General features: G+C 73.6%; 10 protein-coding genes. 6 read left to right on the plus strand and 4 right to left on the minus strand.

All coding sequences use genetic code 11. The annotated features are described in order from the left end of the window. Positions 1-33 precede the first annotated feature (33 nt). Together ACFYZ3_RS11560 and ACFYZ3_RS11565 are read left to right on the plus strand one after the other, a co-directional pair. On the plus strand, positions 34-723 hold the full coding sequence (locus ACFYZ3_RS11560) for a response regulator transcription factor (RefSeq protein WP_388515577.1): 690 nt from the start codon (positions 34-36) through the stop codon (positions 721-723). Next, a complete protein-coding gene (locus ACFYZ3_RS11565; protein ID WP_388515579.1) occupies positions 720-2,042 on the plus strand; it encodes an ATP-binding protein in 1,323 nt (440 codons plus the stop codon). Before ACFYZ3_RS11560 ends, ACFYZ3_RS11565 begins: the two co-directional genes overlap by 4 nt. A gap of 30 nt (positions 2,043-2,072) precedes the next feature. Here the strand turns inward: ACFYZ3_RS11565 and ACFYZ3_RS11570 are convergent, their stop codons facing one another. Next, positions 2,073-2,945, minus strand: a complete 873-nt coding sequence (locus ACFYZ3_RS11570) for a CAP domain-containing protein (RefSeq protein ID WP_388515581.1) — start codon at positions 2,943-2,945, stop codon at positions 2,073-2,075. 470 nt (positions 2,946-3,415) lie between these two features. On the opposite strand from ACFYZ3_RS11570, the gene ACFYZ3_RS11575 reads away from it, so the two are divergent. The 4 genes from ACFYZ3_RS11575 to ACFYZ3_RS11590 all read left to right on the plus strand — a co-directional run bounded on the left by ACFYZ3_RS11575 (position 3,416) and on the right by ACFYZ3_RS11590 (position 9,442). Beyond that, the gene (locus ACFYZ3_RS11575) at positions 3,416-3,694 is read left to right on the plus strand and encodes an acyl carrier protein (RefSeq protein WP_388515583.1); all 279 of its coding nucleotides are present in this window, start codon (positions 3,416-3,418) and stop codon (positions 3,692-3,694) included. Continuing rightward, positions 3,691-4,977: a beta-ketoacyl-[acyl-carrier-protein] synthase family protein gene (locus ACFYZ3_RS11580; RefSeq protein ID WP_388515585.1), complete on the plus strand. Its 1,287-nt coding sequence runs from the start codon at positions 3,691-3,693 to the stop codon at positions 4,975-4,977. The genes ACFYZ3_RS11575 and ACFYZ3_RS11580 overlap by 4 nt, the downstream gene beginning before the upstream one ends. After that, complete coding sequence (locus tag ACFYZ3_RS11585) at positions 4,974-5,978, plus strand: ACP S-malonyltransferase (RefSeq protein ID WP_388515587.1); 1,005 nt, start codon at positions 4,974-4,976, stop codon at positions 5,976-5,978. Before ACFYZ3_RS11580 ends, ACFYZ3_RS11585 begins: the two co-directional genes overlap by 4 nt. Before the next feature lie 89 nt (positions 5,979-6,067). Then, the gene (locus ACFYZ3_RS11590) at positions 6,068-9,442 is read left to right on the plus strand and encodes a pyruvate carboxylase (RefSeq protein ID WP_388515981.1); all 3,375 of its coding nucleotides are present in this window, start codon (positions 6,068-6,070) and stop codon (positions 9,440-9,442) included. Between the two features lie 60 nt (positions 9,443-9,502). Here the strand turns inward: ACFYZ3_RS11590 and ACFYZ3_RS11595 are convergent, their stop codons facing one another. The 3 genes from ACFYZ3_RS11595 to ACFYZ3_RS11605 all read right to left on the minus strand — a co-directional run bounded on the left by ACFYZ3_RS11595 (position 9,503) and on the right by ACFYZ3_RS11605 (position 14,867). Beyond that, positions 9,503-12,049 carry a discoidin domain-containing protein gene (locus tag ACFYZ3_RS11595; RefSeq protein WP_388515589.1) on the minus strand — a complete coding sequence of 849 codons (2,547 nt, stop codon included), beginning with the start codon at positions 12,047-12,049 and terminating at the stop codon, positions 9,503-9,505. 123 nt (positions 12,050-12,172) lie between these two features. Continuing rightward, positions 12,173-13,705, minus strand: a complete 1,533-nt coding sequence (locus tag ACFYZ3_RS11600; RefSeq protein ID WP_388515591.1) for a CHAD domain-containing protein — start codon at positions 13,703-13,705, stop codon at positions 12,173-12,175. 28 nt (positions 13,706-13,733) lie between these two features. Then, complete coding sequence (locus ACFYZ3_RS11605) at positions 13,734-14,867, minus strand: M23 family metallopeptidase (RefSeq protein ID WP_388515593.1); 1,134 nt, start codon at positions 14,865-14,867, stop codon at positions 13,734-13,736. Between the last annotated feature and the right edge of the window lie 81 nt (positions 14,868-14,948).

Consider the following 14,948-nt stretch of genomic DNA (forward strand, 5'->3'; position numbering starts at 1 on the left):
ACCATAGTGACGGACCGGCTAACGTGCCTGCCCATGGCCTCCGTACTTGTCGTCGAGGACGACCCTGTGATCCGGGCCGCGCTGATCGAGGTCCTCACCGGACACGGCTACGCGGTCAAGACCGCACACCAGGGTTTCGAGGCGCTGCGCGACATCACCCAGAGCCCGCCGGACATCGTCGTGCTCGACCTCGGACTGCCCGACCTCGACGGCCTCGACGTGCTGCGGATGATCCGGGGCATCTCCCGCGTCCCGGTGCTGGTCGCCACCGCCCGCGACGACGACACCGAGATCATCCGGCTGCTCAACGCGGGCGCCGACGACTACATGGTCAAGCCCTTCTCCGGCGGCCAGCTCGCGGCCCGGCTCGCCGCCGTGCTGCGCCGCTCCGCGCCCGCCGACCTCCGGGCGGCCCGTCCCCCCGTCCTCCAGGTCGCCGACCTCCGCATCGACTCCACCGCGCGCACCGCCCACCTCGCCGGCCGGGAACTGCCCCTCACCCGAAGGGAGTTCGACCTGCTCGCCTACCTCGCCGCCCACGCCGACCAGGTCATGTCGCGGCAGCGGATACTCACCGAGGTGTGGCAACAGCCGTACGTCGAGGACCAGACGGTGGACGTCCATCTCTCCGCACTTCGCCGCAAAATGGGCGAGAAGGCGCGAAAGCCGCGCTATCTCCACACCGTGCGGGGGATCGGCATCAAGCTGGTCAGCGCGCCATGAGACGCGCCCTCGCCGGGATCGCCCTGGCCGTCACCTCCATGGTGGCGCTGTCGTTCCTCATCCCGCTCGCCCTCCTCGTACGCGAACAGGCCCGGGACCGGGTCACCACCGCCGCCGAGCAGCGCGCCGCGGCCCTCTCGCCGGTCCTCGCCCTCACCACCCGCCGCGCCGACGTCCAGCAGGCCGTCGCCGAACTCGGCTCCGCCGACCAACTGGTCGTACGGCTGCCCGACGGCGGCTTCGTCGGCACCCCGCACGCGCCCGAGGAGGCCCTGGACCGGGCCGTACGGGGCCGGGAGACGCTCGCGGTGGACACCGCGGACGGCTGGGCCTACCTGCAGCCCGTCGTCCTGCGGGGCGAGAGGGTCGCGGTCGTCGAGGCCTACGTGCCCGCCGCCGACCTCACGCGGGGGGTGACGGCCTCCTGGGGTGTCATGGCACTGCTCGCCCTGGGCCTGGTGGGCGGCTCGGTACTGGTCGCCGACCGGCTCGGCGCTCGCGTGGTCCGCTCCTCCCGGGGCCTCAAGCGCGCCTCGCTCGCCCTCGGCTCCGGCGATCTCCGGGTCCGGGTGGAACCGGACGGCCCGCCCGAGCTCCAGGAGGCCGGAGCGGCGTTCAACACCATGGCCGACCGGGTCGTCGACCTGCTCGCCGTCGAGCGCGAGCTGGTCGCCGACCTCTCGCACCGGCTGCGCACCCCGCTCACCGCCCTGTACCTGGAGGCCGACCGGATGGGCGCGACACCGAGCGCCCGGCGGGTCACGGAAGCCGCCGGGCAACTGGAGCGCGAGCTGGACTCGATCATCGCGGCGGCGCGCACCCCCCTGGCGGCGGCACAGCTCGCCGGGACCGGGGCGGGCACGGCGAAACCGTGCGACGTCGCCGAGGTGGTCGCCATGCGCCTGGACTTCTGGTCGGTCCTCGCCGGCCAGCAGGAGCGGCCGTTCGAGCGCTCCCTCACCCCGCGTCCGACCCCCGTGGCCTTCCCCGAGGACGACCTCGCCGCCGTCGTCGACGCCCTGATCGGCAACGTCTTCCGGCACACCCCGCAGGGCACCCGCTTCGTCGTGCGCGTGGAACGCCGCGACCGGCACGTGCGCCTCACGGTCGACGACGCCGGGCCGGGCGTCGCGGACCCCGAGGCCGCCCTCACCCGGGGCGTCAGCGTGGGCGGTTCCACGGGGCTCGGCCTGGACATCGTGGCCCGGGCGGCCCGTACGGCGGACGGCGAACTGACGATCACGCGCGCGCCGCTGGGTGGCGCGCGGGTGGCGGTGTCGTTCGCGCTGGCGGACGCGCGGGCGGCCGGGGGCGCTTGACCGGTGACGCCTGGGCGGCGGTGACCGGCGTCAGCGGCCGGTACCGAAGTCCTGCGTCCACCAGGGGCCGCCGTCGCCGGAGTGGACGCCGACGCCCAGCTCCTTGAAGGAGCAGTTGAGTATGTTCTCGCGGTGGCCGGGGCTGTTCATCCAGGCTTCCATCACCGCGGCGGCGTCCGCCTGGCCCTGGGCTATGTTCTCGCCCAGCGCCGACCATTGGTAGCCGGCGGCCTCGACCCGGCTCGCCATCGTGGAGCCGTCGGGACCCGTGTGGGACATCACACCGCTGCTCGCCATGACGTCGCTGTAGTCGTCGGCGGCCCGGGTCAGCCTGCTGTTCGCGGTGACCGGGGAGCAGCCCGCCGCGGCCCGCTCCTCGTTGACCAGCGCGAGAACCTGCGCCTCGGCACCGCCCGTCGTACCGGAACCCGAGCCGGAACCCGAACCAGAGCCGGAACCCGAACCAGAGCCGCTGGAGGACCCCGAACCGCTGCCGCCGGACCGGTCGCTGCCGCTCTTCGTGGTGGCCCTGACGGGAGCCTTGGAAGTCGGCGCGGAAGCCTCGGGGGCACTGGCCGTGGGGCTCGCCGTCTTCGTCGGGGTCCTCTTCGGCTCGGCACTCGGGCGCGGCGAGCCGCTCGCCGTGGCGCTCGGGCTCGCCGACGCGGAGGCGAGCGGTGCCGCACCGCCCGCCGCTTCCTCGGCGTTCGACGCCTGGTCCGCGGCGCTCGCGGTGACCCGGTCAGAGGCCCCGCCGTCGTCGCCGTCACTGACGGCCAGGGTGATTCCGACGCCCGCGGTCAAGGTGACGGCACCGAGTGCCAGCGCGGTACCGCGGTTCCTGAGCCCGCCGCGCGGGCGGGCGTGGGAGCGGGACGGGCGAGCGGCTCGGCGGGAACCCATACGCAGGACACCTCGGCTTGTCGGTCGGCTGGCGGAGTCCCCGTACCCGGTGGACGCGACCGCGCCCACCGGGACTGTGGGGGGTGTTCGAGAGCCTAGGACGCGACCGGCGTGGAAACAGCCGTTCGAAGGTCATCTTCAGAAAGCCTTAAAAGAGCCGCCAAAGTCCGTTGAGGATGTCCGGCACACCGTTTCGTCCCGTCCGGTCCCTTACGCGCCCGCCGCCCGCCACCCTCGGTCGGTCCCGGGGCGCTTCAAGGTGAAGGGGGGACACGGGTGCTCGCAGGAGCCCGTCCCGTGCTCCCGATGCTCCGGCGTCCCCCCGTCCCCGGCGCTTGCCGTGCCGGACGGCCGGACAGCCTGTCGGCGTGCACCGGCAGGTCGCCGGACACCACCGGCGCGCCCGAGGACCGGGTCCTCCCGCCCACCGCCTCCGGGCGCGCCGTGCACCGACCGAGGAGGTACCGGACATGCCGTCCACCGCCGACGAACGACAGCTGCTTGACGAACTGCGTGACCTGCTGGCCGCCACGGTCGAGGACCTGACCGTGGAGGAGATCGATCCCGACTCCTCGCTCCAGGACGACCTGGGCGTCGACTCGCTGGCCCGGCTGGAACTGGTCGCCGCGATCGAGGACCGCTGGCAGATCGAGGTCCCTCAGGAGCAGGCGGACCGGCTCACGACGGTGCGGCAGATCGCCGCCCACCTCGCCGGGACCGTGGCCGCCCCCGCGGGCGGCACCGCGTGAGCCCACGACACGCGGCCGACCCGGCTCCCGAGGAGCGGGCCGCCGTCGTCACGGGGCTGGGACTGACCACCTCGCTGGGCGGCGACGTCCCCTCCACCTGGCGGGCCCTGCTGGACGGCGGGTGCGGCGTCGAACGCGTCGACTTCGGCGGGGCGGCCGGGCCCGCACAGGTGTACCTCGCGGCCCCGGCCGCGGTCGACCCCGGGACGGTCCTGTCGTCCGCCAAGGCGGCGCACTGCGACCGCTCGGCCCAGTTCGCCCTCGTGGCCGCCCGCGAGGCCGTTCGCGACGCGGGGTTCCCCGACCCGTCGGCGCTCGCCGGGGACGGTTCGCGGGTGGCCGTGGTCGTCGGGGTGGGGCTGGGCGGCCTCACCAGCATCCTGGAGCAGAACCACCGCCTGCAGACGCAGGGTGCGGGGCGGGTGAGCCCGCGCACCATCCCGGTCATGCTGCCCAACCACCCGGCCGCCGAAGTGGGGCTGATGGTGGGCGCGAAGGCCGGGGTGCACGCCCCCGTCAGTGCCTGCGCCTCCGGTGCCGAGGCCCTCGCCCAGGCCCTCGGCATGATCCGGGACGGCCGCGCGGACCTCGTGGTCGCGGGCGGCACCGAGGCCGCGCTGCATCCGCTGGCCCTGGCCGGGTTCGCGCGACTGCAGGCCCTCTCCCGGCGCCACGACGACCCCAAGGGGGCCTCCAGGCCCTTCGACGCCGACCGGGACGGCTTCGTGATGGGGGAGGGCGCCGGCATGCTCGTCGTCGAGAGCGCCGCGCACGCCGCCGCCCGCGGCGCCCGCGTCCACGGCCGGCTGACCGGCGCGGGCATCACCAACGACAGCCACCACGTGGCCCAGCCCGCGCCCGGCGGTACGGGCTGTGCGGCGGCCGTCGACGCCGCGCTGCGCGACGCGCGGCTCGTGCCGGAGCAGATCCAGCACGTCAACGCCCACGCCACCTCCACACCGCTCGGCGACCTCGGCGAGGCACAGGCGCTGCACAGCGTCTTCGCCAAGGGAGTGGAGGACGTGGCGGTCAGCGCCACCAAGGGCGCCTTCGGGCACACCCTCGGTGCCGCCGGAGCCATCGAGGCCGTCCTCACCGTCCTCGCCCTGCGGGACAGAACGGCCCCGCCGGCGTGCAGCCTCGAACGCGTCGACCCCGAGATCGGCCTGAACGTCGTCGGCCGCGACCCGGCGCCACTGCCCTCCGGGCCCCTCGCGGCCGTCACCACGAGCATGGGCTTCGGCGGACACAACGTCGCGCTCGCCTTCGCCGACGCCTCATGACGGACGGCGACCCTCCGGCCCCCACCGGCGGCACACCGCGCACCGTGCTGATGTGCCCCGGACAGGGGGCCTACCTCCCCGGCGCCCTGCGTCACCTGAGCGAGGTCCCGTCGGTCTCGCGGGTGCTGCGGACGGTCGACGCCCGCAGCACCGCACTCGGCTCCACCCGCACACCCGTCGGCCGCCTCCTCACCGACAGCGCGGCGCCCGGACCCGACCTGCTCGTGCGCACCGACCCCCTCGCCTTCGACCTGGCCACGTACGCCGCAGTGGTCGCCTCCGCCGCCGTTCTGCTCGATCTCGCGGCGCCGCCCGTCCACGCGGTGCTCGGCCACAGCGTGGGCGACCTCGCGGCGCTCACCGTGGCCGGGGTCATCACGCTCGAACAGGGCGTGCGGCTGCTGCACGTCCGCGACCGGCTGCTGCGCGACGCCGCGCTGCCTGCGGCGGGGCTGCTGGCCACCGACCTGACCGCGGAACTGGCTGCGGACCTGCTGCGTGCCGAGGGCCTGCCGCAGGTGCGGATCGCCGCGCGCAACGCCCCCGGCCAGACCGTCCTGGCGGGACCCGACGACCAGTTGGCCGCCGTCCGCAGTGCGGCCCGGGCGCTCGGCCGCCGTGCCACGCCGCTGACCAGCCGCACCGCCTACCACCACCCCCTGCTCGCCGAGGTGCAGCGGGCCTTCCGGCGCCTCCTGCGCGCCCAGCCCGTCGCCCCGCCCACGTTCCCCGTGTACACGGCCGCCGCGCCGGGGCCCGCCCGCACCCCGGCCCAGCTGCGCACGGTGGCGGCCGCCCACCTCTCCGAGCCGCTCGCATTCCACCGGACGCTGCGCGCGCTGCGCCTGGCCGGATTCTCCACCTACCTCGACAGCGGCCCCCGGGCACTGTTGAGCACCCTGGCCAGGGCCGGCCTGCCCGACTGCACCACCGCCGCCCCCTCCCGCACACCGGCCGGCCTCGACCGCATCCGCCTGCGCCTGACCGCCGCCCTGCGGTGACGAGGCCGGGAGTGGCCCGGCTCACATGGCGTACCGAGGGCGGCGCCGACACCATGGTCTCGTCACCCGGCAGGCTGAAGGGATCAAGAATGTTCCGCAAGGTGCTGGTCGCCAACCGCGGTGAGATCGCGATCCGTGCGTTTCGGGCGGGCTACGAGCTCGGCGCGCGCACCGTCGCCGTCTTCCCGCACGAGGACCGCAACTCGCTGCACCGGCTCAAGGCCGACGAGGCCTACGAGATCGGGGAGCAGGGGCATCCGGTCCGCGCGTACCTCTCCGTGGAGGAGATCGTCCGCGCCGCCCGCCGTGCGGGGGCCGACGCCGTCTACCCGGGCTACGGCTTCCTGTCCGAGAACCCCGAACTGGCCCGCGCCTGCGAGGAGGCCGGGATCACCTTCGTCGGTCCCAGCGCCCAGATCCTGGAACTGACCGGCAACAAGGCGCGGGCCGTGGCCGCCGCCCGCGAGGCCGGAGTACCCGTGCTCGGCTCCTCCGCGCCCTCCACCGACGTGGACGAACTCGTGCGCGCCGCCGACGACGTCGGCTTCCCCGTGTTCGTCAAGGCGGTCGCGGGCGGCGGCGGGCGCGGCATGCGCCGCGTCGAGGAACCCGCCCAGCTGCGCGAGGCCATCGAGGCCGCCTCCCGCGAGGCCGCCTCCGCCTTCGGCGACTCCACCGTCTTCCTGGAGAAGGCGGTCGTCGAACCCCGCCACATCGAGGTGCAGATCCTCGCCGACGGCGAGGGCGACGTCATCCACCTCTTCGAGCGGGACTGCTCGGTGCAGCGCCGTCACCAGAAGGTCATCGAGCTGGCGCCCGCGCCCAACCTCGACCCGGCCCTGCGCGAGCGGATCTGCGCCGACGCCGTGAACTTCGCGCGGCAGATCGGCTACCGCAACGCGGGCACCGTGGAGTTCCTCGTCGACCGGGACGGCAACCACGTCTTCATCGAGATGAACCCGCGCATCCAGGTCGAGCACACGGTCACCGAGGAGGTCACCGACGTCGACCTGGTCCAGTCCCAGCTGCGCATCGCCGCCGGTGAGACGCTGGCCGACCTCGGACTCGCCCAGGAGAACATCACCCTGCGCGGCGCCGCACTCCAGTGCCGCATCACCACCGAGGACCCGGCCAACGGCTTCCGCCCGGACACCGGCCGGATCAGCGCCTACCGCTCGCCGGGCGGCTCGGGCATCCGCCTCGACGGCGGAACCACCCACGCGGGTACGGAGATCAGCGCGCACTTCGACTCGATGCTGGTCAAGCTCTCCTGCCGGGGACGGGACTTCACCACCGCGGTGAACCGCGCCCGGCGTGCGGTCGCCGAGTTCCGCATCCGCGGCGTCGCCACCAACATCCCGTTCCTCCAGGCGGTCCTGGACGACCCGGACTTCCAGGGCGGCCGGGTCACCACCTCGTTCATCGAGCAGCGCCCGCACCTGCTGACCGCCCGGCACTCCGCCGACCGCGGCACCAAGCTGCTGACCTACCTCGCCGACGTCACGGTGAACAAGCCGCACGGCGAGCGCCCCGAGCTGATCGACCCGCTGACCAAGCTGCCGACGGTTCCCGCCGGTGAACCCCCGGCCGGATCCCGTCAGTTGCTGGCCGAACTGGGGCCGCAGGGGTTCGCCCGCCGGCTGCGCGAGTCGTCCACCATCGGCGTCACCGACACCACCTTCCGCGACGCCCACCAGTCGCTGCTCGCCACCCGGGTGCGCACCAAGGACATGCTCGCGGTGGCGCCCGTCGTCGCCCGCACCCTGCCCCAGCTGCTGTCCCTGGAGTGCTGGGGCGGCGCCACCTACGACGTCGCCCTGCGCTTCCTCGCCGAGGACCCCTGGGAGCGGCTGGCCGCCCTGCGCGAGGCGGTGCCCAACCTCTGCCTCCAGATGCTGCTGCGCGGCCGCAACACCGTCGGCTACACCCCGTACCCGACCGAGGTGACCGACGCCTTCGTGCAGGAGGCCGCCGCCACCGGCATCGACATCTTCCGCATCTTCGACGCCCTCAACGACGTCGAGCAGATGCGGCCCGCCATCGAGGCCGTACGGCAGACCGGCACCGCCGTCGCCGAGGTCGCGCTCTGCTACACCGCCGACCTGTCCGACCCCTCCGAGCGGCTCTACACCCTCGACTACTACCTGCGGCTCGCCGAGCAGATCGTGAACGCCGGCGCGCACGTGCTCGCGGTCAAGGACATGGCCGGGCTGCTGCGGGCCCCGGCCGCCGCGACGCTGGTGTCCGCGCTGCGCCGGGAGTTCGACCTGCCGGTGCACCTGCACACCCACGACACCACCGGCGGCCAGCTCGCCACCTACCTGGCCGCGATCAAGGCGGGCGCGGACGCCGTCGACGGAGCCGTGGCGTCCATGGCGGGCACCACCTCGCAGCCGTCGCTGTCGGCGATCGTGGCCGCCACCGACCACACCGAGCGGCCCACCGGCCTCGACCTCCAAGCCGTCGGCGACCTGGAGCCGTACTGGGAGAGCGTCCGCAAGGTCTACGCCCCCTTCGAGGCGGGCCTCGCCGCCCCGACCGGACGGGTCTACCACCACGAGATCCCCGGCGGCCAGCTCTCCAACCTGCGCACCCAGGCCATCGCGCTCGGCCTCGGCGACCGCTTCGAGGACATCGAGGCGATGTACGCCGCCGCCGACCGGATGCTGGGCCGCCTGGTGAAGGTCACCCCGTCCTCCAAGGTGGTCGGCGACCTGGCCCTGCACCTCGTGGGCGCCGGTGTCTCCCCGGCGGACTTCGAGGCGGAGCCGGACCGGTTCGACATCCCGGACTCCGTCGTCGGCTTCCTCCGCGGCGAGCTGGGCACCCCGCCGGGGGGCTGGCCCGAGCCGTTCCGCAGCAAGGCGCTGCGGGGCCGTGCGGAGGCCAGGCCGGTGGCGGAGCTGGACGCCGACGACCGCACCGGGCTCGACAAGGAGCGCCGGGCGACGCTCAACCGGCTGCTGTTCCCGGGACCGGCCCGCGAGTTCGACACCCACCGCGCCTCGTTCGGCGACACCAGCGTCCTCGACAGCAAGGACTTCTTCTACGGGCTGCGCCCGGGCAAGGAGTACACCGTCGACCTCGACCCCGGCGTCCGGCTGCTCATCGAGCTGCAGGCGATCGGTGACGCGGACGAGCGTGGCATGCGCACCGTGATGTCCTCCCTGAACGGCCAGCTGCGCCCCATCCAGGTCCGCGACCGGTCGGCGGCCTCCGACGTCCCGGTGACGGAGAAGGCCGACCGGGCGGATCCCGGCCATGTCGCGGCGCCGTTCGCCGGTGTGGTGACCCTCGCCGTCGCCGAGGGCGACGCGGTGGAGGCCGGTGCCACCGTGGCCACCATCGAGGCGATGAAGATGGAGGCCTCCATCACCGCCCCGAAGTCCGGCACGGTGGCCAGGCTCGCCATCAACCGCATCCAGCAGGTCGAGGGCGGCGATCTCCTCGTCCAACTCGCCTGAACGCCCGGGTTTCCCACCCGGTGGGCGACGCGCCCCGCACCACGCGGGGCGCGTCGTCCCTCACGGGAACTGGACGACCTTGGACGGCACGGTGTCCGTCCCCGACGTGGCCGCGCCGGTGTCGTTGACGACATGGCGGTACTGGCCCATGCCGCCCAGTGAGATCACCTGGAGGTTGCGCATCCTGACCCCCGGCTTGACCGGCACCTGGAACCCGTGGTGCTGGACGATGCCCGGGTCGGCGGTGAAGTTGCAGTAACTGCCCAGGGCCACCGCGTCGTGCACGTTCACCGAGTCGGCGACCTTGTAGGCCGCGTAGCCGACGATGCCGTCGTGGGTGATGGCGGCCTCGTTCGGGGCGTCGTAGGCCTTCTCGTTCTGGAAGAAGATGGTCCGGCCGCGCTCACCGCTCCAGTAGACGTCGTACTTGTTGAAGTGCTCGACGAACAGTCCCGTCGCGAGGACGTCGTCGCCGTTGACCCGCAGGCCGTAGTCGGCGCGGTTGGTCTCCCAGCCGACGCCTTCCCCGTGGTCGGCCCGCCAGATCCAGGTGTGGTCGATGATCACGTCGTCGCTCTCGACCACGACGGAGTCGGTGGCCCTGCCGGGTCCCGCGCCGCCCACGCGGATGAACACGTCCTGCATGGTGGTGGGGTTGGCGGCGTGGTCGGCGTTCCCGTCCGGCGTTCCGATCCGCAGCAGCGTGTCGGAGTTCACCGGACCCGCGTCGATGAGGAAGCCCGCGAGCCGTACACCGTCCACGTCCGCCACGTGCATGGCGTCGACGCCGCCGTCCGGAATGATCGTGGCCAGACCGAGGCCCAGCACGACGGTGTTCGCCCGGTCGACCTCGATGGTCTGGTCGATGTGGTAGACGCCCGGCGTGAACAGCAGGTTGAGGCCCTGGTCGAGCGCGGCGTTGATGGTCGCCGCGGTCGCGCCGGGCTTCACGACGTAGAACTGGCTCAGCGGCAGCGAGGTGCCACCGGCGTTGGCCGGCCAGGAGACGCCGCGCGCGTTGGTCCGCTTGGCGGGCACGCGCACCTTGTACTCGTCGCCGTCCAGGTACAGGAAGGGCTTCTCGCGGGAGACCGGCGTCGTGTCCAGCGTGGTGTACGGGCCGGTCTCGAAGTTGCCCGCCGGCGCGCCCTCGACGCCCGTGAACGTCATGTTCCAGACGCCGTTGGTCCAGCCGCCGACCGAGCTGTCCCGGGTGTACCACTGCTGCTGGGAGTAGGGGCCGACGGTGCCGTCGACCTTGGAGTCGGCGATGTAGCCGCCGGAGGCCCAGCCGTAGCCGTTGGGCGCGAGGTTGAGGCCACCCTTGACGTGGATGCGCCGGAACGGGGCGGCCTGGGCGACGGCCCAGCGGTCGGTGCCGTTGGACGGCGTGATGGCGAGGTTCTCGGCCGAACGCCAGAAGTTCTGGGTCGCGTTGCCGTTGAACCAGCCCGCGTCCACGGTGATGTCACCGTTGATCTGCGTGTCGTCCGGGTTGAGGCCCAGACCGGAGACGGAGGTGTAGAAGCCCAGTTGGGCGTTGATCCCGTTGTAGGTGCCCGGCTTCAGCAGGAACTGGTAGCGCCCGCTGCCGAACTGGTTCGACTCCTGCTGGGCGAAGACCTGGTCGAACTTCTGCTGGAGGTTCGGGGTGGCGGGGTCCACGACGATGACGTTCGGCCCGAGGTCGCCGCCGCCCTCGACCGGGGGAGTGCCGGTGGTGCCGGTGTGCACGGCGACCTCCCACAGCGAGTAGCCGTAGCCGGTGGCGCGTGCCGTGCCGTGGACGCGGACGTAGCGGCCCGAACCGCTGACGTCGTAGGAGGCCTTGCCGCCCGTCGCGCCCGTGACGCTCTTCAGCGTCTGCCAGTTCTGCCCGTCCGAGGAGGCCTCGATCCTGAAGTCCTTGGCGTGGGCGGCCTCCCAGTTCAGGTCGATCTTGCACAGGTCCCGTACGGCTCCGAGGTCGACCCGCACCCACTGCGGATCGGAGGCCTGGCTGGACCAGCGGGTTGCGGCGTCGCCGTCGAAGGCCGCCGCGGCCGGTGTCCCGGCGTTCTCGACGGAGGAGGCGGCGGCGGGCCTGCCCTGCGCGGCGTTGGCGGTGTCGCAGGAGCCGCCCGGGGCGGTGCCGCCGGTGGTGCCGAAGACCTGGAACTCCCACAGGGAGTAGCCCCAGGGGGTGGCCCGGTGGACGCCCTGCATGCGGACGTAGCGGCCCTGGCCCGACACGTCGAGGGTGTCGGTGCCGCCGTCCCCGCCGGTGACCGTCTTCGCGTCGGTCCAGGTGCTCCCGTCCTGGGAGAGCTGGATCTTGTAGTCCTTGCCGTAGGCCGCCTCCCAGTCGAGCACGACCCGGGTGACGGAGGCGGTGGCGCCGAGGTCGACCTGGAGCCACTGGTCGTCGCTCGCGGCCGACGACCACCGGGTGGCCGTGTCGCCGTCGACGGCGTGGTGCGACGGCGTTCCGGCGTTCTCGGCCGACGACGACGTGGCCGTCCGGCCCTGGGAGAGGGGAGTGTCGGCCGCGGTGGCCGTCATCGGGGCGGGGAGGGTGACGAGCGCCGCCGTGGCGACGAGCGCGACACCCAAGGATCTCAGTCTCATGCGTGAGCTTTCTGCGGATGCGGACAGGACCGACCAACCGCTGGGCGCAGCGGCTTAGTTCAAGGTGTGATTTAAGTGGTGAGGCATCGATCCGGCAAGACTCCGCACAGGAGTTGTCGTCGTTCAGTGTTCGAGCGGGGCACGCAGCGCGGGATCCGAAGCGGCCCGCCACACCCCGGGCAGCTCCCGCTGCCGGGCCTCGGCACCCGCCCGTTCCCGGCCGTGCAGCAGCCCCCACGTGAACGCCGATTCGCCCGCCCCGTGAGCGGCCACCGCCAGCCGGCGCAGGGTGTCCTGAGCGACCACGGCGTCCTGGTGCTCGCCGAGCAACTGCTGCACCGCCTTGGCGTGTTTGCCCAGCCGGGCGACGGGCTTGCCGAGCGCGGGACGCGCGACCTCGGCCGCGTAGCGCAGCCTCTTGGCCGCCTTGCGCGCCTCGTGCAGCTCCGTCTCCCGGGACCCGCCGGACGGCCGCGCGAGCGCGAGGTCCATGCGCCCGGCGAGACGGCCGTACTCCTTGAGCACCGCCCGGGCCATCGTCCGGGCCGGCTTCCGCCCGGCCCCGGCACGCAGCGGCGGACGCCTGACCAGCGTGTCCAGAGCGTCCAGGAGGCGCAGCTGGCGCGGGGTGCCCAGGGCCTGCCGCGTCCGGGACCGCACGTCCTCCTCCCGGGACACGTCCCACACCCGCAGCCGGGCGGCGACGGGGCCGAGCACCAGGTCGCCGGGGAGCCCGTCCAGCGCGGCGCCGATGCGTTCCCGCAGCACCTCCTGGTCCCGCGCGGCCCCCAGCTCGCCCGCCAGCCACCTGAGTTCAGCGGCCACGGGATCGGTGACCCGCCGGTCGAGCACCGACCGGTACGAGCGCAGGCAACTGCGCAGCCGGCGGCACGTGACACGCATCTGGTGCACCGCGTCGGGCAGGTCGCGGCGGACCGCCGGATCCAGGCTCACCAGGACGCCGACCTGCTCGCGCAGGTAGGAGAGCACATACGAACCGGAGGACCCGGCGACCACTCCGGCGGGCGGCAGGGGCACGCCCACGTCGCCCACGCCGGTGTCCCGCAGCGCCCGGGCGAGCTTCGAGGGACTGTCGGCCCGGACGACCCCCTTCTTGCGGAGCTTCTTCTCGACGGCGTCGAGCAGCCGGGCATGGACACCGTCGGCGAGTTCGACCTCCAGCTCGCCCCACTCGGGGCGCCCGCCGCCCGCCGCCGTCGCGTCCGCCCGCACCTCGTCGAGGCTCAGCTCGGCCAGCACCCCGCCCTCGGCGTCGCGCAGCTGCCGCACGGCCCGGGTGGACCGGATCCGCACCACCGGACGCAGCGGCGCGCCCCGCGTGCGGGACAGCACCAGCTCGAGCAGCGCCTCGGGCACGTCGTCCGACAGCGGGGCCCAGACCTCTTCCCGGGTGTCCCCGGCGAGCGGCAGTTTCAGGTGCCAGCCCGCGTCGGGGCCGCCCGTACGGCGGCGCAGTGTGGCCGAGGACCCGGCGAGCCGCAGATCCACCGTGTCGTGGTACACGGCGTCGAGCCCCTCGGGCCCGGTCGCGGTGACCGAGGCGACGGGTCCGACGCCGGTGAGGTCCGGCAGCCCGGCGAGGCCACCGGAGGGCGGCTCGTACTTCCGCTCCGTCTCGTGCTTCGAATGGGTCATGTTGAGGTCTTCGACACGATCCGCCGAATCAAACCCCGTCGGGGACCACCCAGGGGCGCGGATCGGTGTAGTACCCGTCCAGGATGACCTCGAAATGCAGGTGCGGACCGGTCGACAGGCCGGTGGAGCCGACCCGTCCGACCGGGGCCCCGGCCTCCACGGTCTGCCCCACCGACGTCTCCAGGGCGGAGAGGTGACTGTAGGTCGTCTCCACCCGCTTGCCCTGGATGGTCCCGTGGTCGATCACGATGCGGTTGCCGTACGCACTGGTGAGCGCGGCGAACACGACGCGGCCCCGCCGTGCGGCCACGACCTGCGCGCCCTGCGGTGCGGCGAAGTCCACGCCGGTGTGCAGCTTGGTCACCCCGGTCAGCGGGTGTTCCCGCGACCCGAAGGGCGAGGTGATGGTGAGCGGGCTCACCGGCGCGGTCAGCAGGGCGCCGGCGGGTCCGCCCGTGCCGCCGGAGTCCTCCCGGTCCAGCGCCTCGTACCGCGGCACCAGGGCCTGGACCTCGGCCAGGTACGTCTTCGCCGCCGCGGGGACGCGTCCCGCTCCGGTCACGGCGTCCGGTCCCACGGCGTACGCGGCGAGGGTCAGTTCCACGAGGTCGCCGTTGACCCGGCCCTCGGTGCGCAGTCCGGTCACCTTCTCGGCCAGGGAACAGTCCCGCCGGCCCAGCGCCATGATGGCGTCCGCCGGATCGCGGGGCGAGGCGTGCCCGTTGCCGTCGTCGTCCTTGCCCCAGGTCCGCCACTCGCTGTCGGTGAACGCGGCGATGCCCTTCTGGCCCGAGAGATCGTCCGAGTCGTCGCTCCAGCCCGAGAGCTGGTCGATCTGCGCGGCGAGCACCGACGGCTCCAGGACGGTGCAGGCCGAGGCGGCCTTGCGCAGCCACGGGACGTAGGAGGGGTCGATGTCGGCCGCGGTCGACGCCTTGGCGTCCGAGTCGTCGGGCCACGGGTCCGGCAGCCCGCCCAGCGCGAGGAAGGCGGCCACACCGGTGACGGTCACGAGAGCCGGCAGCAGCAACAGGGTGACGGGGCCCGGCCCGCGGCGCTTTCGGCCGGGGCCGCGCTCGGGGCCTTCCGGCCGCTCCGGTTCCTGCGACGGATCGTCCGTGTCGTCGGCCGTCGGCGCCACGGTCAGCCGCTCGTCGTTCATCTGGCCGCTCGCCGGGACGTGTTGCTCACGAGGAGACGCTATCGCCACCTCCGTCGCGGCGTCAGGAGCCGCCGAGGCAGA

The sequence above is a fragment of the Streptomyces sp. NPDC001599 genome (assembly GCF_042893535.1).
Lineage (GTDB): Bacteria > Actinomycetota > Actinomycetes > Streptomycetales > Streptomycetaceae > Streptomyces.

What these genes read in the sequence shown, in the direction of transcription:
- ACFYZ3_RS11585 (WP_388515587.1), top strand. Translation starts at nt 4,974, where the DNA reads ATGACGGACGGCGACCCTCCGGCCCCCACCGGCGGCACACCGCGCACC.
- ACFYZ3_RS11600 (WP_388515591.1), bottom strand. Translation starts at nt 13,705, where the DNA reads ATGACCCATTCGAAGCACGAGACGGAGCGGAAGTACGAGCCGCCCTCC.
- ACFYZ3_RS11570 (WP_388515581.1), bottom strand. Translation starts at nt 2,945, where the DNA reads ATGGGTTCCCGCCGAGCCGCTCGCCCGTCCCGCTCCCACGCCCGCCCG.
- ACFYZ3_RS11565 (WP_388515579.1), top strand. Translation starts at nt 720, where the DNA reads ATGAGACGCGCCCTCGCCGGGATCGCCCTGGCCGTCACCTCCATGGTG.
- ACFYZ3_RS11590 (WP_388515981.1), top strand. Translation starts at nt 6,068, where the DNA reads ATGTTCCGCAAGGTGCTGGTCGCCAACCGCGGTGAGATCGCGATCCGT.
- ACFYZ3_RS11575 (WP_388515583.1), top strand. Translation starts at nt 3,416, where the DNA reads ATGCCGTCCACCGCCGACGAACGACAGCTGCTTGACGAACTGCGTGAC.
- ACFYZ3_RS11605 (WP_388515593.1), bottom strand. Translation starts at nt 14,867, where the DNA reads ATGAACGACGAGCGGCTGACCGTGGCGCCGACGGCCGACGACACGGAC.
- ACFYZ3_RS11595 (WP_388515589.1), bottom strand. Translation starts at nt 12,049, where the DNA reads ATGAGACTGAGATCCTTGGGTGTCGCGCTCGTCGCCACGGCGGCGCTC.
- ACFYZ3_RS11560 (WP_388515577.1), top strand. Translation starts at nt 34, where the DNA reads ATGGCCTCCGTACTTGTCGTCGAGGACGACCCTGTGATCCGGGCCGCG.